This window comes from Actinoplanes awajinensis subsp. mycoplanecinus, from assembly GCF_001509495.1.
In the GTDB taxonomy this organism is placed as follows: Bacteria; Actinomycetota; Actinomycetes; order Mycobacteriales; family Micromonosporaceae; genus Actinoplanes; species Actinoplanes palleronii.
The window spans coordinates 45,089-66,430 of the sequence record NZ_LLZH01000298.1 but is presented as its reverse complement, the minus strand read 5'-3'; the positions used below and the strand labels follow the sequence as shown (position 1 = coordinate 66,430).

At 69.9% G+C, this 21,342-nt stretch carries 19 protein-coding genes and 2 pseudogenes; 8 read left to right on the top strand and 13 right to left on the bottom strand.

What is annotated here, in order from left to right:
* A pseudogene (locus ADL15_RS35375) lies at nucleotides 1–221 on the top strand (IS701 family transposase); the annotation flags it as partial.
* A 126-nt stretch (nucleotides 222–347) separates the two neighbouring features.
* Nucleotides 348–1,745, top strand: coding sequence for an IS1380 family transposase (locus ADL15_RS35370; protein ID WP_067700427.1), 1,398 nt, complete (start codon nucleotides 348–350; stop codon nucleotides 1,743–1,745).
* Nucleotides 1,746–1,921: 176 nt separating this feature from the next.
* On the opposite strand, the pseudogene ADL15_RS55900 reads toward ADL15_RS35370, so the two are convergent.
* The 3 genes and pseudogenes from ADL15_RS55900 to ADL15_RS35360 form a co-directional block, all read right to left on the bottom strand.
* Nucleotides 1,922–2,062, bottom strand: a pseudogene (locus tag ADL15_RS55900) (tyrosine recombinase XerC); the annotation flags it as partial.
* Nucleotides 2,063–2,297: 235 nt separating this feature from the next.
* Nucleotides 2,298–3,824, bottom strand: coding sequence for an endo-1,4-beta-xylanase (locus ADL15_RS35365; RefSeq protein WP_232344751.1), 1,527 nt, complete (start codon nucleotides 3,822–3,824; stop codon nucleotides 2,298–2,300).
* Between the two features lie 824 nt (nucleotides 3,825–4,648).
* The gene (locus tag ADL15_RS35360; protein WP_232344750.1) at nucleotides 4,649–5,263 is read right to left on the bottom strand and encodes a TetR/AcrR family transcriptional regulator; all 615 of its coding nucleotides are present in this window, start codon (nucleotides 5,261–5,263) and stop codon (nucleotides 4,649–4,651) included.
* Nucleotides 5,264–5,317: 54 nt separating this feature from the next.
* Here ADL15_RS35360 and ADL15_RS35355 point away from each other — a divergent pair, with 54 nt between their 5' ends.
* Entirely contained in the window at nucleotides 5,318–6,016 is a 699-nt protein-coding gene (locus ADL15_RS35355) for an alpha/beta hydrolase (protein WP_067700422.1), read from the top strand.
* 179 nt (nucleotides 6,017–6,195) lie between these two features.
* Here ADL15_RS35355 and ADL15_RS35350 read toward each other — a convergent pair whose 3' ends face one another.
* Together ADL15_RS35350 and ADL15_RS35345 are read right to left on the bottom strand one after the other, a co-directional pair.
* Complete coding sequence (locus ADL15_RS35350) at nucleotides 6,196–6,615, bottom strand: hypothetical protein (RefSeq protein WP_067700419.1); 420 nt, start codon at nucleotides 6,613–6,615, stop codon at nucleotides 6,196–6,198.
* A complete protein-coding gene (locus tag ADL15_RS35345; RefSeq protein WP_067700416.1) occupies nucleotides 6,612–7,148 on the bottom strand; it encodes a glycoside hydrolase family 3 N-terminal domain-containing protein in 537 nt (178 codons plus the stop codon). The genes ADL15_RS35350 and ADL15_RS35345 overlap by 4 nt, the downstream gene beginning before the upstream one ends.
* Here ADL15_RS35345 and ADL15_RS57195 point away from each other — a divergent pair.
* Together ADL15_RS57195 and ADL15_RS57190 are read left to right on the top strand one after the other, a co-directional pair.
* Nucleotides 7,068–7,340, top strand: coding sequence for an ester cyclase (locus ADL15_RS57195; RefSeq protein WP_394326968.1), 273 nt, complete (start codon nucleotides 7,068–7,070; stop codon nucleotides 7,338–7,340). The genes ADL15_RS35345 and ADL15_RS57195 overlap by 81 nt on opposite strands.
* A 44-nt stretch (nucleotides 7,341–7,384) precedes the next feature.
* Nucleotides 7,385–7,693 carry a hypothetical protein gene (locus tag ADL15_RS57190; RefSeq protein ID WP_198171148.1) on the top strand — a complete coding sequence of 103 codons (309 nt, stop codon included), beginning with the start codon at nucleotides 7,385–7,387 and terminating at the stop codon, nucleotides 7,691–7,693.
* On the opposite strand, the gene ADL15_RS35335 is transcribed toward ADL15_RS57190, so the two are convergent.
* Genes ADL15_RS35335 through ADL15_RS35330 form a run of 3 tightly spaced genes read right to left on the bottom strand, consistent with a single transcriptional unit; the run spans nucleotide 7,680 to nucleotide 9,486 of the window.
* Nucleotides 7,680–8,246, bottom strand: a complete 567-nt coding sequence (locus tag ADL15_RS35335) for a DinB family protein (RefSeq protein WP_232344749.1) — start codon at nucleotides 8,244–8,246, stop codon at nucleotides 7,680–7,682. The two genes, ADL15_RS57190 and ADL15_RS35335, sit on opposite strands and share 14 nt — an antisense overlap.
* A complete protein-coding gene (locus ADL15_RS57185) occupies nucleotides 8,149–8,517 on the bottom strand; it encodes a SpoIIE family protein phosphatase (protein ID WP_157441806.1) in 369 nt (122 codons plus the stop codon). The genes ADL15_RS35335 and ADL15_RS57185 overlap by 98 nt, the downstream gene beginning before the upstream one ends.
* A gap of 15 nt (nucleotides 8,518–8,532) precedes the next feature.
* Nucleotides 8,533–9,486, bottom strand: coding sequence for a hypothetical protein (locus tag ADL15_RS35330; protein WP_083972190.1), 954 nt, complete (start codon nucleotides 9,484–9,486; stop codon nucleotides 8,533–8,535).
* Nucleotides 9,487–9,617: 131 nt separating this feature from the next.
* Here ADL15_RS35330 and ADL15_RS35325 point away from each other — a divergent pair, with 131 nt between their 5' ends.
* Complete coding sequence (locus tag ADL15_RS35325) at nucleotides 9,618–11,693, top strand: M14 family zinc carboxypeptidase (protein ID WP_067700407.1); 2,076 nt, start codon at nucleotides 9,618–9,620, stop codon at nucleotides 11,691–11,693.
* Nucleotides 11,694–11,755: 62 nt separating this feature from the next.
* Here ADL15_RS35325 and ADL15_RS35320 read toward each other — a convergent pair whose 3' ends face one another.
* From ADL15_RS35320 to ADL15_RS35310, 3 genes are all read right to left on the bottom strand, one after another.
* Nucleotides 11,756–12,946 carry an MFS transporter gene (locus tag ADL15_RS35320; protein WP_067700404.1) on the bottom strand — a complete coding sequence of 397 codons (1,191 nt, stop codon included), beginning with the start codon at nucleotides 12,944–12,946 and terminating at the stop codon, nucleotides 11,756–11,758.
* A gap of 154 nt (nucleotides 12,947–13,100) precedes the next feature.
* On the bottom strand, nucleotides 13,101–14,717 hold the full coding sequence (locus ADL15_RS35315; RefSeq protein ID WP_232344748.1) for a xylulokinase: 1,617 nt from the start codon (nucleotides 14,715–14,717) through the stop codon (nucleotides 13,101–13,103).
* Nucleotides 14,718–14,775: 58 nt separating this feature from the next.
* Nucleotides 14,776–15,567: a hypothetical protein gene (locus tag ADL15_RS35310; RefSeq protein WP_067700398.1), complete on the bottom strand. Its 792-nt coding sequence runs from the start codon at nucleotides 15,565–15,567 to the stop codon at nucleotides 14,776–14,778.
* A 161-nt stretch (nucleotides 15,568–15,728) separates the two neighbouring features.
* On the opposite strand from ADL15_RS35310, the gene ADL15_RS35305 reads away from it, so the two are divergent.
* Nucleotides 15,729–16,085 carry a nuclear transport factor 2 family protein gene (locus ADL15_RS35305; RefSeq protein WP_067700395.1) on the top strand — a complete coding sequence of 119 codons (357 nt, stop codon included), beginning with the start codon at nucleotides 15,729–15,731 and terminating at the stop codon, nucleotides 16,083–16,085.
* Between the two features lie 18 nt (nucleotides 16,086–16,103).
* Here ADL15_RS35305 and ADL15_RS35300 read toward each other — a convergent pair whose 3' ends face one another.
* Nucleotides 16,104–17,717: an AMP-binding protein gene (locus tag ADL15_RS35300; protein ID WP_067700392.1), complete on the bottom strand. Its 1,614-nt coding sequence runs from the start codon at nucleotides 17,715–17,717 to the stop codon at nucleotides 16,104–16,106.
* 136 nt (nucleotides 17,718–17,853) lie between these two features.
* Between ADL15_RS35300 and ADL15_RS35295 the strand changes: the two genes are divergently transcribed.
* Entirely contained in the window at nucleotides 17,854–19,503 is a 1,650-nt protein-coding gene (locus tag ADL15_RS35295) for a methyl-accepting chemotaxis protein (protein ID WP_232344747.1), read from the top strand.
* Nucleotides 19,504–19,513: 10 nt separating this feature from the next.
* Here ADL15_RS35295 and ADL15_RS35290 read toward each other — a convergent pair whose 3' ends face one another.
* Nucleotides 19,514–21,178, bottom strand: a complete 1,665-nt coding sequence (locus tag ADL15_RS35290; protein ID WP_067700385.1) for a discoidin domain-containing protein — start codon at nucleotides 21,176–21,178, stop codon at nucleotides 19,514–19,516.
* Nucleotides 21,179–21,342 lie beyond the last annotated feature (164 nt).

Sequence of the window (21,342 nt, the reverse complement as noted above, 5' to 3'; positions counted from 1 at the left end):
ACTTCATCGCCGGGCTCCTCGCCCCGCTACCGACCAAGAACTGCTGGACGATCGCCGAGCACGCCGGTGACGACGGTCCGGGCGGTATGCAGGACCTGACCAGCTGGGCGAGCTGGCACGACGCCGAGATCCGCGCCGACGTGCGGGACTTCGTGACGGCCCGGCTCGGCCACCCGGACGGGATCCTGCTGGTCGACGAGACCGGCGATCTGAAGAAAGGCACCTAACCTCGGCCCTTCATTAAGGGGTGTCCAAGGACTGGGCCGAAAATGGCGAAGTGCCCTCTGATCAGGGAAAATAGGGCTTGTCGAGAGTCCTGTTAACCCGTCACGGAAGGCACTTGCTGGGTGAAGACTACCCGAACACGTCCGAAGATCATCGTGTCCGGGGACGGGCGGGGCGTGGTCGGTCATGCCGGCACCCGACTCCTCGCTGATCTCACCGACGCAACTGTTCTGAGCAGCGCTTTCAGTGAGGCTCTGGCCGTGCTGCGTCAGCGGCGGGGCGGCCATGACCCGGGTAGGATCGCCGTGGATCTGGCGGTGCTGCTCGCCGACGGCGGCGAGGCCATCGCCGACCTGGCCGTGCTGCGAGATCAGCCCGGCCTGTTCGGGCCGGTCGCGTCCGACCCGACCGCGTGGCGGCTGTTTTCGCAGCTCGACGCCACGGTGCTGGCCGAGCTGCGGGCCGCCCGAGCCCGGGCGCGTGAGGTCGCCTGGGCCCAGCACGCCGAGGTCCGTGGGGACCTGCCACAACCCATGGTCGCCGGCCGGCGTGTCGACGGCCTGGTTCTCGACATCGACGCGACCATCGTGATCTGCCACTCCGAAAAGGAGTCGGCGACCCGCACCTGGAAGAAGACCTTCGGCTTCCACCCCCTGCTCTGCTTCCTGGACAACACCGGCGAAGCCCTCGCCGGCCTGCTGCGCGAAGGCCGGGCCGGCTCCAACACCACCGCCGACCACATCACCGTGCTCGACCAGGCTCTCGAGCAGGTCCCCGACGCTGTCCGGCACGGCACCCCGATCCTGCTGCGCAGTGACTCCGCCGGTTCCAGCCACGGCTTCCTCGCCCACATCCGGGCCTTACGTGACCGCCACCTCGACATCAGGTTCAGTGTCGGCGCGGCCATCACCGAACCGGTCCGGCAAGCCATCCAGGCCGTGACCGACTGGGCCCCCGCAGTCGACGCCGATGGTGACCTGCGTGAACACGCCGAGGTCTGTGAGATCACCGGCATGTTCCAGGCGGCCGGCTGGCCGGAAGGCACCCGGTTCGTGGTCCGCCGGGAACGCCCGCACCCCGGTGCGCAGCTGTCACTGTTCGACACCATCGAAGGATGGCGGCATCAGGTCGTCGCCACCGACACCCCTGCCGGCCACGGCGGCATCCAGTACCTGGAAGCCCGCCACCGGGCTCACGCCAGGGTCGAAGACAAGATCCGAACCGGCAAGAACACCGGCTTCGGGCGGTTCCCATCCCGCGTCTTCGCGATCAATCAGGCCTGGTTACAGGTCGCTTTGACCGGCATCGATCTGCTCGCCTGGACCCAGGCCCTGCTCCTGGACGGCGACCTGGCAACCGCCGAACCCAAGAAACTGCGCTACCGGCTGCTGCACGTCGCCGCCCGGATCACCCGCACCGCCCGGCGGACCCGCCTCGCCATCGCCACCAACTGGCCCTGGACCGGCGCCCTGACCAGCGCATTCACCAATCTCGCCGCGTTACCCCAGCCCACCGGCTGACCCTACGACTCACGCACCGACCACGATCACGGAGGAACCCGGCCACGCGCCGGGCCTTTACCGTGCCCACAAAACAGATGAAATCCCGCGCATCAAATCAATCGACCAGCAGCTATGAACTCGTAGCCAAACGAAAGACCGAGGCTAGATGAAGGTGACGGAGCAGCCGGCCTTTTTTAGTTGCCGAAGATGCGCTCGATGACGGCGGCCTGTTCGGTGGTGCCGGCTCGGAAGTACAGTCCGGTGGTTTCGACCGAGGCGTGCCCGAGCAGGGCCTGGATCTGGGCGGGGTCGGCGCCGCCCTGGCGGAGCCGGGTGGCGTAGGTGTGGGCGTAGCCGGTGCGGGCGCAGGTCGGTGATCTCGGCGCCGGCGGCGAGGACCACCTGGGTGATGCCGGAGATGGTCAGCGGGCCGCGCTGGCCGAGCCACAGCGGTCCGGTTCGCGGCCGCGTTCCTCGATCCAGATGCGCAGCGCTTTGCGGGCGCGCTGGGGCACGGGGACCTCGCGGACGCCGTGAGCAACGACATCGGGTTGCAGAATTAGGGGATCATCACCGGCGGGCGGTTCGTAGGGTGTCCCGCAGGGCGGCGACAGCGGGCTTCGGGTGTAGTCGCTGGTCCCACGGCAGTTCGTCGCCGGTTTCGAGTGGGTAGCTGTCGTGTTCGGCGGTGGAGCCGTAGCGATCGGTGATGCCCCAGATGCTGAACGAGGTGCAGGTCGGCTCGGACAGGCAGGTGCCGAGCACGCCGGCGAACTGGGTGGCCTGGACGCGTGGCGATTCGCCGTACACGTCGATCTCCGAGATGCGCGCGGACAGGCCGAGTTCGGCCAGCGCGGCGATGTGGGACCGGAGCACTGCGGGGTCGATGTGGTCACCGGCTTCGTGGATATGGCTTTGGAAGCCGACCCCGTCGATGGGCACTCCACGCCCCTTGAGGCGGACGACCAGGGCGTACAAGGCGTCCCAGCGGGGGCCGTCGGCCTCGGCGCCGAACTCGTTGAGGTACAGCTTCGCCTCGGGGTCGACGGCGTGGGCGGCGGTGAACGCCTTGTCGATGTACGACTCGCCCATCGCTTCCTGCCACAGGTGCTCGCGCAGACCGGGACCGCCGTCGGGTCCGTCATCGTCCGGTGACAGTGGTTCGTTGACGACGTCCCACTCCGCGACCCGGCCACGGTAGTGACCGACGACGGTCCTGACATGTTCGGTCATCACGCGTTCCCGGTCGGCGAGGGCGACCTGCTGCATCCAGCGCGGGTTGGCCTCCCCGAAGACCAGGGTGTGCGCGTGCACCTTCATGTCGTTGGCAGCCGCGAAGTCGACCAGCAGGTCACCCTCCGCGAAATCGTAAGTGTCCGGCCCTGGGTGTACGAACTGGGGCTTGAGGGCGTTCTCGGTGGTGAGCATCGAAAACTGGGTGGCGGCGAGGGCGCGGTAGCCGTCGTCGCTGACCAGTGGTTCGGCCGCCATCGCGGCCCCGATCGGTAGCCTGCGGCCGGTGGCCTCAGCCAGGCCACGCAGGGAGTCCGAGGGCTGGGTCGACTGCCCCGTCATCGGAGTGTCACGGACCGCGACGCCGCCGTCGCGCGCCGTCGCCTCCAGCGCTGCCAGGGTCCAATCCGGCGCGCCGGGCACCGCGTCGACCCCGAACATGACGGAACCGGCGTCGAATATCCCCGGATCCGGGACGGCCACGCGGGTGTCGCCGGCGGACAGCGCCAGGTCGCCGCCGTGCCGTTCAAACGTGACGGTGACCGTGGCGGGTGACGTGACCGACGCGGTTCGGTCCGCGACCGGCGCGGCGGAACGGCCATCCCAGACGGTCAGGCTCAGCTCGCGTTCCGAGACCGCGACTCGCAGGCCCCGCCGGTTCTGTCGCCACTCGTCGTAGACGATCGGCACCTCGCCGTACAAGTACAGCGACGCGGTCTGGCCGGCCGGACGGTGCACCGTCGCACTGACCTGGAAGTCGCCGCGAACCTTGAGCTGCGGGCCGCGCAGGTTCACCGGCGGATGGGGTTGCCCGCCCGTGCCGTCCTGAAGCACGATCTGCCGTCCCAGGCCATGGATACGCACGCCACCGGACCCGACGGTCCCTCCCGGCAAGTGACTCCAGTCCCCGGCAAGAAGGTCCACCCGGCCAGACGCCGGGGCGGCGCCGGATGCGCTCGGCCGGACATCCCGGCCATCGGACGGATCGCAGCCGGCGGCACCGCCGGCGAGCAGACACAGCACGGGTACGAACAGGGTCAGGCGGGCGCGGAAGACGTTCGGCACGGGTCCTCTTGGAGTCGGCGATGAAGGAACGCCCGACAGTACAGACAGCAAGCGCCCAGGCGCTCGTCGACGCCACCCTGACCGGGTGAGGCTGTGGGAGGGTCGCAAGAGTCGCCGACCGAGCCCATGGACGGCCGGATTCCGTTGTCCTGCAGGCGTTGTGAGAAGCGCGAACTCGTATAGTTCGAGCCGCGATCGCTGTGATGGATGAGCTGGCCGTCGCGGACGGCGGCCAACCAGAACACCCGCTCACCACACGGGCTGTGGGTGGTTGACTTTGTTCGTGAGTTCTGGGTTCCGGCCCACTTTTCGTGAATCCTCCCGACCGCGAGCGGGCCGTCGGGGACAAGCACGGCGGGACCGGCGGCGATGCCGCAGGCAACCAGGGCGGCGGTGTCGTTTACTTCGGTCCATCACGAAAGTGGGCCAGAGCCGACTTTCGGCACCACTTTGCGAGCACCACTCGCGGATCTTGACCACCCAGTGGCGCCGACAGTCCTTCAAGCGGACGTGTCGTTATCGGCATGAACGCGCCGAACGGTTCGCCGGATCGGACCTGCAAATCTCAGCGTTGACCAGGCACTCGAGCGCCCGGTGTCCATGACCACCGAGCGGCCGGCTGATCAGGGGCGTAGGAGTTCGCGGGACAGCACCGCGGTGAGCCAGGCTTCAGATTTCTCGAGTGGCCAGCCGAGGTCGTCGGTCCGGACGAAATAGGCGGCGTTGCACAGATAGAGCCAGAGGATGTCGGCGGCCTGAGCCGCGTCCAGGCCGTCGCGGAGGGCGCCCAGCGCGGCCAGGCGGCCGGCTGTATGCCGCAGTCCGCCACGCAGCCCCCCGTGGGCGATCTCCATGCTCTCGCGGACCGCCGGCTCCTGGGGCGCTGCGGCGACAACCTGGCGCATCAGCGGTGCCCACTGTCCGAACTTCGCCCCGGACGTGGCGACGATCAGTGCTATCAGGCCCTGTGGATCGGTGGCGGACTCGATCTCCGCGAGGATCCGGGCATTCTCCGGCGAATTCACGGCGGACTCGATCAGTGTGCGCAGCAGGCCACTCTTGCCGCCGCCGACGGCGTACACCGTGGCTGGAGCGACGCGGGCGGCGCCGGCGATCTGCTCGACCCTGGAGGCGAAATAGCCCTGAGTCGTGAACAGGGACAAAGCCGCTTCGAGGATCGCCTGTCGGGTCTGGGCGGCGTATTCGGCGCGGCGAGTGGGCGGCATGACCTTGATCATAACTGTGTAGTGGCCTCCACTCGCTAGAGTGCGCTCTGATCAATTGGAGGTCTGATGCACTACGTCTTCATCCCAGGCGCTTGGCACGGTGGCTGGTCCTGGCACCCGGTCGGACACCTGATCCGCGAGGCCGGCCACGGCGCCACCGCACTCACCATGCCCGGCCTGAGCCTGGGCGACGACCCGGCCGGACTACGGCTGAGCGACGCAGTCGACCACATCGTCGCCGAGGTCGAACGCCGGGACCTGCGGGAGGTAGTCCTGGTCGGACACAGCTGGGGCGGAATCCCGATCACCGGCGCCGCCCACAGACTGGGCGACCGGCTCGCCGGCCTCGCCTACTTCAGCGCTTTCATCCCGCGGCCGGGAGAATCGATGGCCGCAGCGATGGGACCGATGGAGGGCTTTATCACCGACATCATCGCCGCCTCACCCGACAGCACCATCGGACTCGACTTCGCCGCGTTCCAGCAGGGCCTGATGCCCGGCGAGCCCGAGGCGCTGCAGCGGCTCGTCTTCGACCAGCTCATGCCGCAACCCGGCGGCTACATGCTGGACGCGCTGGACCTTCCGGGAGTGCACACCCTCGGCCTGCCGGTCACCTATGTGCTGGCCGAGGACGACAAAGCGCTGGCCGCCCCCGGCACCGAACTCGCAGCCCGGGTCGGTGTGCAACCGGTCCTCGTGCCCGGCGGCCACGAGGCCTTGCTGACCAGCCCGAATTCCGTAGCCGAAGCAATCCTGTCGACATGATCGGCGCCGCCGGCACGAGGCCACAACGAACTGCGGATAACCCAAAAGCCTCGTCGACCCCCGCCCACCGGCGGATCAAGATCCACGAGTGGTGCTGATTCTCGCGACCGAAGCCAGGCGGTAAAGGTGCGATTGACCGGGTCCGGGTCGGCGTGTGCGCATGCCATGGAAGGCTCCGTTCACGGGATCGGGATGCTGGTGTCTGCGGTGCCAGTTCGCACGGCGGCGCGAAGTCCATCTCCGATGCGCTCCGCGCCGGGGACTGAGTTCGCCAGCGGCTTGGCGCAGGCCCGCGGATAGCGGGCGATGGCTCGAACGTCTTCGGACTTCTGGGTCAGGACCCGGTGTGCGGCCTGGTTCACCCGGGCGGTGGTGAGCAAGCCCTGGCCGACGGCGGCGACGACGTGGGCGGGCACGTCGGAGCCACCGATCTGGTCGACGCCGGCGTTGATGGACAGGGCGAAACGCTGGATCACGGTCAGGTCCTCGGCGCCCCAGGGCATGCCGACGCCCCACGGGCCGACGAACGATGCCGGCGGACGGGTGTCGCGGCACTGCTGCGGGCAGTCGCCGGTGATGCCGCAGTCGGAGACGATCACCCGTCGAAGCCGTACCGGCCCCTCAGCAATTCTTTGAGCAGGTACGAGTTGAAGCCGGCGCCGACCTGCGGGACGGTCGTGCCCTGGTATACGAGGTCCTTGAGGATGGAGTAGGTCGGCATGATTCCGGCGGTGTCCGCGTCGAACGCGCCGAGGTAGGGGACGATGTGGGTGGCGAAGGCGCCGCCCGGGAATGTCGCGTACCGGCCGTAGTAGTAGTGGCTGTCGTAGCCGTTCTCCTGGGCGCCGTAACCGACCCAGTGCTTGGTGACCGTCGCGACCGAGCGGCTCCCGAGTCCGTCGGAGCCGTTCTGCATTCCTTCGACGTACGCCTGGACCTGCCGTCCCACGTTCTGCGGGTCGGAGCCGAACGTGCCGTTGATGCGGGTCCAGCGTGGTTCGGTGGCCAGGTCGGCCTGCGGTGACAGGCCCTCGGTGATGCCGACGGCCCGGTGTTCCTGCCGGACGATGTCGGCGAGTCGCCGCGTGAGCGCGGGGTCGCCGGCGGCGCCCTGACCGATCGCGTCCGGCACGCTGTTGTTGGCCGCGGCCAGCTGTGCGGGTTCGGCGGTGAGCCGGGTGATGAAGGTGGTGATGTGCCGGTCGGCAGAACGGTCCGCTACTCCGAGACCTTCATCTTCCGCTTCGCCGACGGCCAGATCGTCGACCTGTGGGGTGTCGTGGACGTGCTCTCCCAGCTGCGCCAGCTCGGGCACGTGACGTAGCCCCCGGCGCCGGAGCGCGGCGCCGGAGCGTTGATCGCGAACGGGTGCCGCAGCCGCTGCATGGTCTCGGCGTTGCGGCCCTCGGCCTGGCTCTCGACGGACTGGTCGTCGAAGGCCGGAGCGCGGAAGAGTTCGCTGGTCACGTGCTGCGGAGCGGGGATCATCGCGGTCATGGTCATGGTGTAGCCGAGGAGCTCAGTGTCGTGATCGGCGGTGATGACCCCCTGGGTCGGACGGCCGTGATCGATGATCTGCGTCCGCCGGTGCTCACCGAGCAGGTAGACACCCCCGGCCGCCAGCCCGAGGGTGACAGCGATGCGGCGGCCCGAGCCGCTCCCGTCACATGCCAGTGACGCCGTCTGCCATCTCTCGGAGGATGTCGAGGTGGCCGTTGTGGCGGGCTGTCTCCTCGATGAGGTGCAAGAGCACAAAGCGCAAGGTCACGGTCTGCCCATTACTCATCGTCTTCTGCGAGCGGCTGTCGAGATCCAGGCCGGCAACGAGGTCGCGGTAGCGCTCGGACTGGGCTTCGTAGTCGTCGAGAAGTTGACCCAGCGGGATGTCGAGCGAGATCCGCATCTCCCGGTCGGGATCCTCGTCAGTCCATGGCCCCTGGTCGTCATGGCCGAGAAACACCACCTCGAACCACGAGTACTCGACCCAACGGACGTGACTCACCAGGCCGGACATGGTCATGAGCGGGGACGTCGGCAGCGGCGCCTGCCGTGCCTTATCGGTGGATACGCCTTCGCATTTAGCTCGGACAGTGCCCCGGGCGTAGTCGAGCATCGCCACCAGGGTGCTTCGCTCATCCCAGGTCGCCGGCATGTCTGTTCGGTTCATCCGGCGATCCTGCCGGACTCCGCCCGAGCTGTCGCCTGATTTGATGATCGGCTCGACGGCCACTCGATAGCGCAGTGTGACCGCGCGGCGAGCTCGGCAGGCCTGGGCCGAGGCCATCCAGGATCGGACGGACTCCGGCGGTCGTCGCGTCGTCAGTGTGCCGGCCGAGCAGGGCGGCGTTGAGGGTGGCCAGGTTGGTGCTCGGGGTGGCGCAGCGGGCCGCGCGCAGGGTGTAGCGGTCCAGGGCGGTGAACTTGGCCGCTTCCGGGCCCTTGCCAATTACGTCGCCGACGACGGCCGTGACCGGTGCGGCCGATTCGTTGCCGTACCGCACGTATCCCGGCCCGGATCAGCCGTCGATGCAGCGGGACAGGCCGGAGATGCTGACCACCAGGGCGGTGATGTACGCGTCGACCCGCCACGCGGTGACCACCACGGCGGCCAGCCGGGCGGTCAGCACCGGCAGCGGGACCACCACCGGGTCGGCGACCCAGACGAGCACCCGGGCGACCAGGTCACCGATCAGCCCGCGGACGATGTCCCGGGCCAGCAGGATCAGGTCACCGGCCGCTCTGGTCACCACGGTCATGCCGTTCGCCGCCGCGGCCAGGCCCCGCAGGGCGACCACGTTGTTCGCCATGATGGCCAGGTAGGCCCGCACGTCCGGCCGGTCCCGCGTGGCGAAGTCCCGGTCCAGGTAGCCCTGCAGGTCGGCGGCGATCCGGCCCAGTTCGGTGGCCATCGCGTCCCAGTGCCCGGCCTGTTCGGCGACCACGGCGGGCGCCCCGGTCAGGTCGTCGAGCATCTGCCGCAGCGGCGGGATGCCGGTCATCGCGCCGTCCAGCCCGCCGGCCCGCAGCACGCCGATCCCCTCGCCGACCGGCACCGCGAACTCGGCCACCGGCGCCGCCTCGGCCAGCATCGGCGCCACCCAGTCCCGGCGCGCCACCATGTGCAGCACGTCGTCGATGGCTTCGGCCGCGGCACCTTCGGAGGAGGGATGGTCGACGGCGGAGGACGACGCGGGCATCCCGATCATGTCGGAGAGCAGCTCGCGGCCGTCGGCCACCCGGGCGAAGCCCTGCACGAACAGGACCAGGGTCTCCTCGATGTAGGCGATCAGCTCGCCCTGCCGGACCGTACGGTCGCCCAGCCCGGTCAGGATCCACCCGCAGCGCACCCCGAACGCGGCCTGGTCCTGCTCGAAGCGCTGCACGCTCGTCCCGAGCCGGCCGAGCCGGGCCCGGAGCAGGTCGAGATGGCCGGCGTGCACGCGGACCAGCTTCGCGTCGATCGGGACCATAGCCCGGCAGGTTAGCGCCCGGTGCCATCCGAACTTCCGTGCGCATCATCCCGTACGGAATCTGTGATGTTGACATTCGTCGATCGACCCGATGGGGTGAAGTTACGTCCTTCAATACCTCAGGAGGCTGGATGTCATCCCGAGCCCGCTGGGCGGCCACCGCCGCCGCCCTCACCCTGGGTGCCGCGCTCGCCGCACCCCCGGCGAACGCGGAACCCGCCGCCACCGCGGCACCCGCGATCTCGCTCAGCGCCGGCGAGCACGCGCTGATCCGGTTCCGGTTACCCGATCAGGCCACCCTGGACCGCCTGGTCGCCTCCGGCGCAGACCTGGCCGCCCGGCCCCGGACCGACTCCGGCGCCGTGCTGGCCGACCTGGTCGTCGACGACGCGCAGCTTCGCACGCTGACCGCGAGCGGGGCCGTGCCGGTCCAGCTGATCGAGCGCGAGTCCGACGCGGCCGCCCGGAAACCGGCCGGGATCACCCGGCTGCAGGCCGACACGCTGCAGTTCCTTCAGGCGTACTGGTGGACCACCAACGGGAAGACGTTCCTGCAGACGCAGGTCGCGACGACCGCGACCGACGATCCGGACGTCGAGATCACCGTGACCTGGAAGACCGCCGACGGTACGACCGGCACGTACCCGCTGGTGCGGTTCGAGGACTCCGGCGAGTACCAGTACCACTACGCGCTGCCGCAGCCGCTGCCCGGCAAGCCGGTGACGGTCACCGCGTCGTCGAGCCTCGGCGGGACGTCCCGCGCGGTCACCCCGGCGACCTGGCCCGGTGCGACGCCGCCGCCCACGCCGGCCGGGTACCAGAAGGACTTCATCGCGGCGTACATGACGCCGGCCGACATCGCCGCGCGGATCAAGCGGCTGGCCCGGCAGTACCCGAAGCTCGTCGACGTGATCAACCTGCCGAACAAGACCCAGGGCTACCGGCGGAACGCTGTCGCCTATCTGGGTGACCCCGCCGTGGCCGCGGTGGTGGTGGAGTCGGTCAAGTTCGGTGACCAGAGCATGAACGGTGTGCAGGTGCGCACCGTCGATCCCGGCGCGCCGAATCGGGCGCTCTCCGCGTCGTACGCTGATCGGGTCCTGACGGTCCGGCTCGCCACCGACGGTGCCGGCAAGACGATCAGCACCACCGATGACGTCGCGGCCTTCATCTCCGCGAAATACCCGCAGCGGTTCCGCGCGGTCGTGGAAACCGGCTCGGCCGGACTGCCGATGCCGGTGGTCGCGCCGGTCCGCCTCGACGACGGGCTCAAGGGCACCGAGGTGTCGCAGAAGCCCTGGACCGTGCAGGCGCTGCGGATCGGGAAGGTCCGTGACGGTTCCAAGATCGGTGTGCTGGCCTACTCGCAGGAGCACGCGCGGGAGTGGGCGACGCCGCTGGTGACCTTGGAGCTGGCCGAGCGGCTGCTGGCCAACTACGCGACCGATCCGGCCACCCGGGAACTGGTCGACAACGTGGACGTCTTCGTGGTTCCGACGGTCAACCCGGACGGCGCGAACTACTCGTTCAACGACTTCAACTTCCAGCGGAAGAACCTGGTCAACCACTGCACCGGGGCGAACCGCGATCCGCGGTACCGCGACTCGTGGGGCGTCGACCTGAACCGCAACTACACGGTCGGTTCGTATTTCGACGGATATGTCGGTGGCAACGCGAACTGCCTGTCCGGGACGTATGCCGGCACCGCGGAACTTTCCGAGGCGGAGAGCAGCAACGTGATCGCGCTGGCGTCCGCGCATCCGAACATCCGGTTCGCGATGAACGTGCACTCCTACGGCGGCTACTTCATGTGGCCGCCCGGGTCGTACAAGGCCGAGGGCCGGGTCACGCTGCCCCGCCCGACCATCGACGAGTCCAAGTTCTTCCTGGACAGTGCCCGGCGGATCGTCGGTGCGATCGCCGCCGAGCGCGGGACGGTGACCTGGCCGGCGTACACCGGGCCGGTCGCCGACGTGCTCTACTCGGCCGCCGGGAACTCCGCTGACCAGCTCTATTATGAGCTGGGCATCGACGCGTGGGACTTCGAGGTGGGCAACGACCGCTGGAACGAAGCGACGCAGGAGTGGGAGGGCGTCGGCTTCCAGCCGCCGTTCGACGAGGCGCACGCCGAGGCCCAGGAGTACGCGGGTGGCCTGGTGGAGCTGGTCCGGGTCGCGAAGAACGCGCAGGACCAAGCCGGGTCCTGACCGATAGCGTGTGAAGTAATGGTGCGCTCCGCACCATTACTTCACACGCGCCTCGCCTCGCCTCAGGCCGGGCGGGGTGGGAACGCCAGGCGACTGCCGAACACGACGACGGCCAGCGCGGCGGCGGCCAGCAGCGCGCCCACCACCGCCAGGCCCGGCACCCCGCCCACCCCTATCGTGGCCGAGCCCAGCAGCGCTCCCCCGCCGATGCCGACGTTGAACGCCGCCGCGGTCAGCCCGGACGCCGCGTCCGGTGCGGCGGGGGCCACTCGCAGCGCGGCGGCCTGCAGGAACACCGGCATGGTGCCGCCCGCGAGCCCGCACACGGCCAGCGCCAGCAGGGCCGGCACGCTGCTGCCCGCGACGCTCGCCAGGACCAGCGCGGCGATCAGCAGGCTCACCGAGGTGACGATGCCGGAGCGCGGACGGCGGTCGACGATGACGCCGGCCAGGAACAGGCCGACGCCGTTGGCCACGCCGTACACCAGAAGGGCCGGACCGATCGCGGTCTCGGACACGCCCGCCTGCCGCAGGAACGGCGCGACATACGTGTAGAACGTGTAGAAACCCAGGTTGATCACGACGGTGGTGGCCACCACGGTGGCGATGCCGGGCAGCCGCAGCACCGTGCGCAGCCGCACCACCGAGCCGGCCTCCGCGCCCGGCAGCGCCGGCAGCAGCCACCGGACCGCGACCGCGAGCAGCGCGAACAGCCCGGCGAACAGCCCGAACGTGGTGCGCCAGCCGACCAGCTCGCCGAGCGAGGTGCCGGCCGGGACACCGGCGACGAACGCGACCGTGCCACCGGCGAAGACGAACGTGGCCGCCCGGCCGATCCGGTCCGGCGGGACCAGCCGCGCCGCGTAACCGGCCGCGATCGCCCAGAACAGTCCGTGCACGATGCCACCGGCCACCCGGGCGGCGAGCGCGACACCGAAGCTGCCCGCGATCGCGGTGGCCCCGTTGGTGATCGCATAGCCCACCAGCGCGAGGGTGAGCAGCCGGCGCCGCGGAATCCTTACGGTCGCGGCTCCGATCGAGGCCGCGAAAACAGCGACCATCAACGCGTACGCGGTGACCAGCAACCCCACCCGGGAGACCGGCACGTCGAAGCTCTCACCGATCGCGGGCAGCAGCCCGGTCGGCAACATCTCGGTGGTCACCGACAGGAACGCGGCAGCGGTCAGGGTCAGCAACCCGACGCGCGGCCGGCGCACGTGTCCGGGAGTGGTCAGACCTGTCGCGGTCGTCATGTCACGCCTCCTCTGGTCAGGAGGCGCCCTTGGATCGGGAACCGGATGAGCGTGGCGGACCATCGCCCGTCGCAGCGCCTCTCACCCGGCACCCCGACGGTAAACACCGGCCGTCTCCGCTGGCAAGCCGGATCCGGCCGGTGTCACCCACGACTCAGGTGTGGTCGACCGCCGCCTGCTGCACCGGCAGCGCGGCCACGTAGCGCTGCATGAACGCGTCGAAACCGGCCACGTCGACGGCGTCCGGAGCCGCCGTGTCCAGCCGCGCGCCGGCGAAGACCGTGCCGGTCAGGAAGTCGTCGAGGCTCTGGCCCGGCTGCCGGTCGGTGAGGAACGCGGCCAGGATCGCGATGCCCCACGCCCCACCCTCGGCGGCCAGGTCACCGACCGAGACCGGCGTGTTGATCGCCGCGGCGAGCAGCTTCTGCGCCACGCCCTCGGTCTTGAACAGCCCGCCGTGCGCGAACATCCGGTCCAGCTGGACCGACTCGGCCTTCTGCAGCACGTCCATGCCGATCCGCAGGGTGGCCAGCGCGGCGTACAGCTGGGTGCGCATGAACGTGGCCAGGTCGAGCGAGCTGCCCGGCACCCGCAGGAACAGCGGCCGGCCCTCGTGCAGCTTGGTGATCGGCTCACCGGACAGGTTGTTGAACGCCATCAGGCCGCCGCCGTCCGGTGCCCCGTCCAGCGCGGCCCGGAAGAGCGTCTCGAAGACCGTGTTGGTGTCCGCCTTGGCACCGAGCGCGGTGGCGAACTCGGCGAACAGCCCGGCCCACGCGTTGAGCTCGCTGGCGCCGTTGTTGCAGTGCACCATCGCGACCAGGTCGCCGGCCGGGGTGGTGACCAGGTCGACCTCGGGGTGCATCCGGCTCAGCGGCCCGTCCAGCACGATCATCGCGAAGATGCTGGTGCCGGCGCTGACGTTGCCGGTGCGCCGGGCCACCGAGTTGGTGGCCACCATGCCGGTGCCGGCGTCGCCCTCCGGCGGGCACAGCGCGGCGCCCGGCTGCAGGGTGCCGCTCGGGTCGAGCAGGCGCGCGCCGTCCGCGGTGAGCGTGCCGGCCGCCTCGCCGGCGGGCAGCACCGCGGGCAGCAGCTCGGCCAGCGGCGAGGACAGGCCGCGACCGGCCACCAGCTGGTCGAACTGGGCGAGCATGCCGGCGTCGTAGCCACCGGTGGCGGTGTCGATCGGGAACACGCCGCTGGCGTCGCCGACACCCAGGACCTGCTGGCCGGTGAGCTTCCAGTGCACGTACCCGGCCAGGGTGGTCAGGTGGGCGAGCCGGCCGACGTGCTCCTCGCGATTGAGCACCGCCTGGTAGAGGTGCGCGATGCTCCAGCGGTGCGGGATGTTGTACCCGAACAGCTCGCTGAGCTGCTCGGACGCGTCGCCGGTGTTGGTGTTGCGCCAGGTGCGGAACGGGGTCAGCAGCTCACCCTCGGCGTCGAAGGCCAGGTAGCCGTGCATCATCGCGGAGACGCCGAGCGCGCCGGTGCCGCGCAGCTCGACGCCGTACTGCTCGCGCACGTCGGCGGCGAGCGCGGCGAAGCACGCCTGCAGGCCGGACCAGACCGCGTCGAGCGAGTACGTCCAGGTGCGGTCGACGAACTGGTTCTCCCAGTCGTGACTGCCGACCGCGATCGCCTCGTGACCGGGCCCGATCAGCACCGCCTTGATCCGGGTGGAGCCCAGTTCGATCCCGAGCGCGGTACGGCCCTGTTCGATCGCCTCGCGCGTGTCGGCCACTGGCCGTTCAACCGTCTCCGTCATGGTCATGTTCTACCGCAGTCGTGAAAACCTTTACCGCGCGGACCCTGTCACGTGTCCGTCACACCGAGGCGAACCGGGCGGCGAACGCGACAGCGCCCATGTCACCCTCGCGCAGCCGGGCCGCGATCTCGATCTCGCCGATGGTCTCCAGGGTCCGTGCCGCGTTGTTGATCGCCTCAGGTTCCTGGCGCAGCAGCTGGCGGGCCAGGCGCGCCTGGGTGGAGCGCAGCGTGGCGAACGCGCACAGGTCGAGCGCGGCCACGAACTCGTCGGTCAGGGTGCCGGCCATGGCGTGCTCGACGACCAGGTTGTGCAGCCAGTCCGGCCAGTAGCCGTACTTCCCGAGGATCTTTCCGGCGTAGATGGACTCGGCCGGGGTGCGTCCGCCGTTCAGCAGTTGCGCGGTGACGTTGACGTCCAGGTGCGCGACGCGCAGCGCGGCGACGAAGACGCGCAGCAGCACGACCGTGCCGACCCGGGCCTCGATCTCGGCGGCCGCGTGCGCGAAGTCGCCGTCGATGACCCAGGAGACCGCCTCGGCCTCGAGCAGGGTGGTCCGGTCGATGTCCCGGTCGGCGAGCCGGCCGATCGTCTCGCGGAGCCGGTGCGCGGCGGCGTCGTAGCGGTCGCGCAGCCCCTCGCTGTTCGGCTTGTTCCGGTACATGATCGCGATGTCGGCCGCGATGATCGCCTCCCGCTGCAGCAGCTGCGAGGTGATCTTCGGGAGCAGCAGCTCGGTCAGCCCGGTGGTGAGGATCGCCGCGTCGAACCGGCCGGACGCGCTCTCGAACTGCTCCCACCAGCCGACGTCGTGGGTGCCGGGGTGCGCCTCGGGTGGCTGGGCGGACATCCGACCTCCCTCTGCTCGGCCGTCGGCTGACACCGCTGGACACCTGCTGATCGACCAGCGGGCGCGAGTGCTGCGGCTTCTCACCGATATTCTTCCGCCGCCGGGCGAGCCGGTGTCTAGAATCCTTGATCTTGTACGGAACGAGAGCCGGGAGACCGCTGATGCCCACCGTGACCGACCTGCTGACCGCGAACCTGATCGACGTGTTCGGCAACCGGGACGCCGTGACCCGCCGCGCGGCGATCGAGCGGATCTACACCGAGGACGTGGTGTTCACCGACCCCGAGGGCGCGGTGCACGGCTGGGACGCGCTGGAGGCGAAGGCGGGCGGGCTGCTCGCCGAGGTGCCGCCGACGTTCGTGTTCGCCGAGGACGGCAAGCGCTACGCCAGCGCGGAGACCGGCGCGCTCGGCTGGACGTTCGGCCCGGCCGACGGCGAGCCGGCCGCCCGGGGCATCGACATCATCACCGTCCGGGACGGACGCATCGCCGCGCTGCACACCATCTTCGCGGCCTGACCCCGCCGCCGCGCATCCTCAGCGCCACTGATCGGCGGCGCCGAGGAGCCGGATCGCCTCCTCGCGCATCTCGACCTTGCGGACCTTGCCGGTGACGGTGAGCGGGAACTCCGCGACGACGTGGACGTACCGCGGGATCTTGTAGTGGGCCAGGCGACCGGCGCAGAACTCGCGCAGCGCCTCGGCGGTCAGCGGTGTGGCGCCGTCGCGCAGCCGGACCCAGGCCATCAGCTCCTCGCCGTACTTCTCGTCGGGGACTCCGATCACCTGGGCGTCCAGGATGTCCGGATGGGCGTGCAGGAACTCCTCGACCTCGCGGGGGTAGATGTTCTCGCCGCCGCGGATGACCAGGTCCTTGATCCGGCCGACGATGGCCAGGTAACCCTCGTCGTCCATGGTGGCCAGGTCACCGGTGTGCATCCAGCCGTCGCGGATCACCTCGGCGGTCCGGTCCGGCTGCTCCCAGTACCCGAGCATCACCGAGTACCCGCGGGTGCACAGCTCCCCCGGCGTGCCGACCGGCACCGGGCGGCCGGTCTTGGGGTCGGCGACCTTCACCTCCAGGTGCGGATGCACCCGGCCGACCGTGCCGGTACGCCGGTCCAGCGTGTCGTCGCTGCGGGTCTGGGTAGAGACCGGTGACGTCTCGGTCATGCCGTACGCGATGGTCACGTCGCGCATGTTCATCTCGCCGATCACCCGCTTCATCACCTCGACCGGGCAGGGCGAGCCGGCCATGCACCCGGTACGCAGCGACGACAGGTCGTAGGTGCGGAACTCGGGCAGCCCGAGCTCGGCGATGAACATCGTCGGTACGCCGTACAACGACGTGCATCTCTCCTCCTGGACGGCCCGCAGCGTCGCCGCCGGGTCGAAACCGGGCGCCGGGATGACGACGCAGGCGCCGTGCGAGGTGGCGGCGAGGTTGCCCATCACCATCCCGAAGCAGTGGTAGAACGGCACCGGCACGCAGACCCGGTCCTGCTCCGTGTAGCTCATCGCCTCGCCGACGAAGAAGCCGTTGTTGAGGATGTTGTGGTGGCTCAGCGTGGCGCCCTTGGGGAAGCCGGTGGTGCCCGACGTGTACTGGATGTTGATCGGGTCGTCGAAGGACAGGTCCGCGCAGACCTGTGCACGGCCCGCGCCGGCGATCAGGTCCGCCCACGACTCGTCGCCGATCAGCACGACCCGGCGCAGGGCCGCCAGCCCCGGCCGGGCCTCGTGGATCATCGCGCGGTAGTCGCTGCCCTTGTGCTCGACCGCCGCGATCAGCGTGCTGATCGACGCCTGCTCCAGCACATAGCGCAGCTCGTGGGTGCGGTAGGCGGGGTTGATGGTGACCAGGACGGCGCCGATCCGCGCGGTCGCGTACTGCACGAGGAACCACTCGGCGCAGTTCGGCGCCCAGATGCCGACCCGGTCGCCGGTGGTGACACCGGCCGCGAGCAGGCCACGGGCGAGTTCGTCGACGGCGGTGTCCAGTTGTGTGTAGGTGAGGCGCCGGCCGGTGGGCAGGTCGACCAGGGCTTCCCGGTCGCCGTGCCGGGCCACCGTGCGGCGCAGGTTGGCATCGATGGTCTCGCCGAGCAGCGGTGTGCCGGCCAGACCGTTGGCGTAGGACGAGGGTCGCATCCGTCGATGGAACTACACCGCGCCGGGGATGGCAGTCGCCATTGCGCCACGATCGTGGATTTTCCTCACATAGTCTCATCTCCGGCCGAATCTGAAGATGTCGGGCGGTACTGCGCACACCGAGGGGGAACAACCGATGAGCATGGGTGTGCGACCGACGATGGAACAGGTCACCGCGGAACGGAACGCGCTGGCGGGGCGGCTCGCCGACTTCCGAGTGGGTACGAAGATCTTCGCCTCCGTGCTGGCCGTGGCGGCCGCGGCGCTCGCGATCGGCGTCCTGGGCATCAACCGGATGAACGGCCTCAGCGACGACGTCAAACAGATGAAGGACGGGCACGTCGACGCACTGGTCCAGCTCAGCACGCTGCGGGGCGCGTCGAGCGACGCCTGGCAGGCCACGTTCGGCTGGATGGCCGTCCCGGCGGCACAGAAGCCCACGTCCCGCGGGATGGTCAAGGACGCGGACGACGCGTTCGCCGCGGCGCTCACGTCGTACCAGACACTGGCGGCCGGATCGACCGACCGCCTGGCGGCGGCGCAGCAAGTCGAGGAGTCGTTCACCTACTTCCAGAACCTGCGTGATGTGGTGCTGTTCCGGGAGGCCCCGGCCAGCGGCTTCGAGACACCGGCCGCCGATCAGATCACGGCCGCCTGGACCGAGACCCAGACGAAGCTGACGGACGCGATCACCAAACTCCAGGAGACCGAGGCCGCCGAGGCCGGCACGGCGACCACGGAAGCCGAGGACTCGGCGGGCGGCGCCCGCAACCAGATGCTGCTCTTCATGGGGATCGCGCTGGCCCTCGCGGTCGGGCTCGGCGCGTTCGTCTGCCGGGTCATCGTCCGGCAGCTCGGCAGCGTCTCGGACTCGCTCGCCGCGGTGTCGCACGGCGACCTCACCGTGCCGGCCGAGGTCCAGGTCCGCGACGAGCTCGGCGCGATGGCCGTCGCGGTCAACGTGGCCCGGGACGCGCTGCGGGAGATGGTCGGGCGGCTGACCGCCAGCTCGCGGGTCCTCGGGCAGAGCACGCAGCGGCTGACCAGCGCCACCGACCGGATCGGCGAGTCGGCCCGGGACGCCGCGACCCAGGCGGACACCGTCGCGACCGCCGCCGGAACGGTGTCGATGAACGTGCAGACGGTCGCGGCCGGCAGCGAGGAGATGGGCGTCTCGATCCGGGAGATCGCCGAGAGCGCCAACCAGGCCGCCCGGGTCGCCGCCGAGGCGGTGACCGTCGCCGCGACCACCAACACCACCGTCTCCAAGCTCGGCGACTCCAGCGCCGAGATCGGCAACGTGGTCAAGACGATCACCGCGATCGCCGAACAGACGAACCTGCTCGCGCTGAACGCCACCATCGAGGCGGCCCGGGCCGGCGAGATGGGCAAGGGCTTCGCGGTCGTCGCCAGCGAGGTCAAGGATCTCGCCCAGGAGACCGCGCGGGCCACCGACGACATCTCCAAGCGGGTCGCCGCGATCCAGTCCGACACCGTCGACGCGGTCGCCGCGATCGGGGAGATCTCGCAGATCATCGCCCGGATCAACGACTACCAGTTGACCATCGCGTCGGCCGTCGAGGAGCAGACCGCGACCACCGGTGAGATGAGCCGCAGCGTCAGCGACGCGGCACATGGCAGCACCGAGATCGCCGGCACGATCACCGGGGTGGCCAGCGCGGCGCAGACGACCACGGCGTCGCTGGGCGAGGCGACCGCGACGGTGCAGGAGCTGACCGGGATCAGTGCGGAGCTGCAGCAGGTGATCAGCGGCTTCCGCATCTGACCGGGAGCGATCAGCTGGCGTAGACCTCCAGCGCGGAGAGTTGCCCGGCCGGCCAGCCGGTGTTCGCGGTCGCGGTGACCCGCAGGTAGCGGGCCGTCGCCGCCGGGAACACCACGGTCACGGTGTTGCCGGCGGCCGGGTCGAACACCCGCCCGGCCGCTGCCGCCAGCGTCCCGAACGAGGAACCGTCGGTGCTGCCCGTCACCGCCAGGGTCTGGCTGCGCGCACCCCACGACGGCGGGAGCCTGAGCACCACCCGGGCGACCGGGATCGCGGCGCCCAGGTCGACCTGGATCCACTGCGGGAAGACGCCGTTGGCGCTCTCCCAGTAACTGCCGGCGTCGCCGTCGACCGCGTTGGCCGCGACATACTGGTCCTTGGTACTGCTTGCGGACATCGGTTTCCGGGCCGCGAGATCGCCGCCCGGTTGCGGCGGCGGCGTGGTCAGGGTGGGCGCAGTCGGGCGTACGGCGGTAAGCGCGATCTGGCCCTTCAGCATCCGGCCGGCATCCGTGGTGATCCGCAGGTAGTAGTCGGCGGAGCAGTACGTGCCGTCCTCGTCGAGCGCGCGGACGCCGGTCCCGGCGGGCACCGAGGCGGCCGTCTCCGCGGTCTTGGCGATCTGGTTGCCCTCGTTGAACTCGTCGAACATCGACACGTAGAGACCCTGTGCCCCGAGCCGGACCATGTTGTACACGCTGCGCCAGTAGAAGTCGCCGTGCCGCCGATGCCCGGCCGACAGGTCACCGGGCAGCACACACGGCTGGTAGTCGATGCCGTGCGCGGTGCAGTCGGCCTGGTCGGCGGTGTTCACGTTGGCGTAGAACCAGTCCAGCCCGGCCAGGTCACCGGTGCGGCCGACCATCCACGGCGAGAGCATGTGGAACGCGCGGTAGACGTCGAGGAACCCGGTGCGGCTGTCGTTCTTGCCCTCCCGCCAGTAGGTGGGCACCCCGCCGATCACGTAACAGCCCTGCGCCTTGAACCAGGTGATCACGTCCAGGCAGGCGGCCGGGGTGAACGCGTGGTTCTCGTCGTTGAAGCCGAAACCCCAGATGCAGACGACCGGTTTGCCGTTCTGCCGGGCGTAGGCGCTGGACGCGGCGTGCGCCGACATCTTCGCCGTCCAGTCGGCCTTGATCTCGGACTGCATGCTCGACCAGCCGCTCACGTCGTACATCACATAGAACTTGCGGCCGGAACGCTCGGCCGCGCCGCGGACCTTGAGTGCCATGGCGTCGCGTGTCGGCCCCTCGTCGCCGACCGGGTTGAACCGTTGCAGGGCCGCGGTGTCGATGCCGTAGGTGCGCATCCAGTCGAAGTGCGTGTCGACGGTCTGCTGGTCGTAGGAGGAGAACAGGACGGCCGGCTGGCCGCTGCCGAGATTCGGGTACGCGGTCGGGTAGGTGTGCGCGTAGTCGCGGACGTCGGGCCAGGACACGATCGTGGTGTTGGCCGGCGACGGCGGCTGGAAACGGTCACGGCTCCAGTGCCACCAGCCGCCGATCGGCGCGCCGTCACCGGGGGCCGCGAACCAGCCCTGGTAGCCGACGGTGACCTTGCCGACGACGTCACCGGCGGGGGACGCGGCGGCGGCCCGCTCGGTGCCGCTCAGCAGCGCGGCGGCGGGGGCGAGGGCGGCGGAGGACAGCAGGGTACGCCGGGATACAGCCATGGGAACTCCTGTCGAGCCGAGACGGGGACGGCGACGGATATCGATGGCCATCGTGGCAGTGCCGGTCACACGTACGCAATAGTTAGACGATTCTTTGCAATATCGTGGACTCGTGACGGAAATTCCGGAGCTCAAGGATTGCGGTCACCCGATGTCCGGAATTC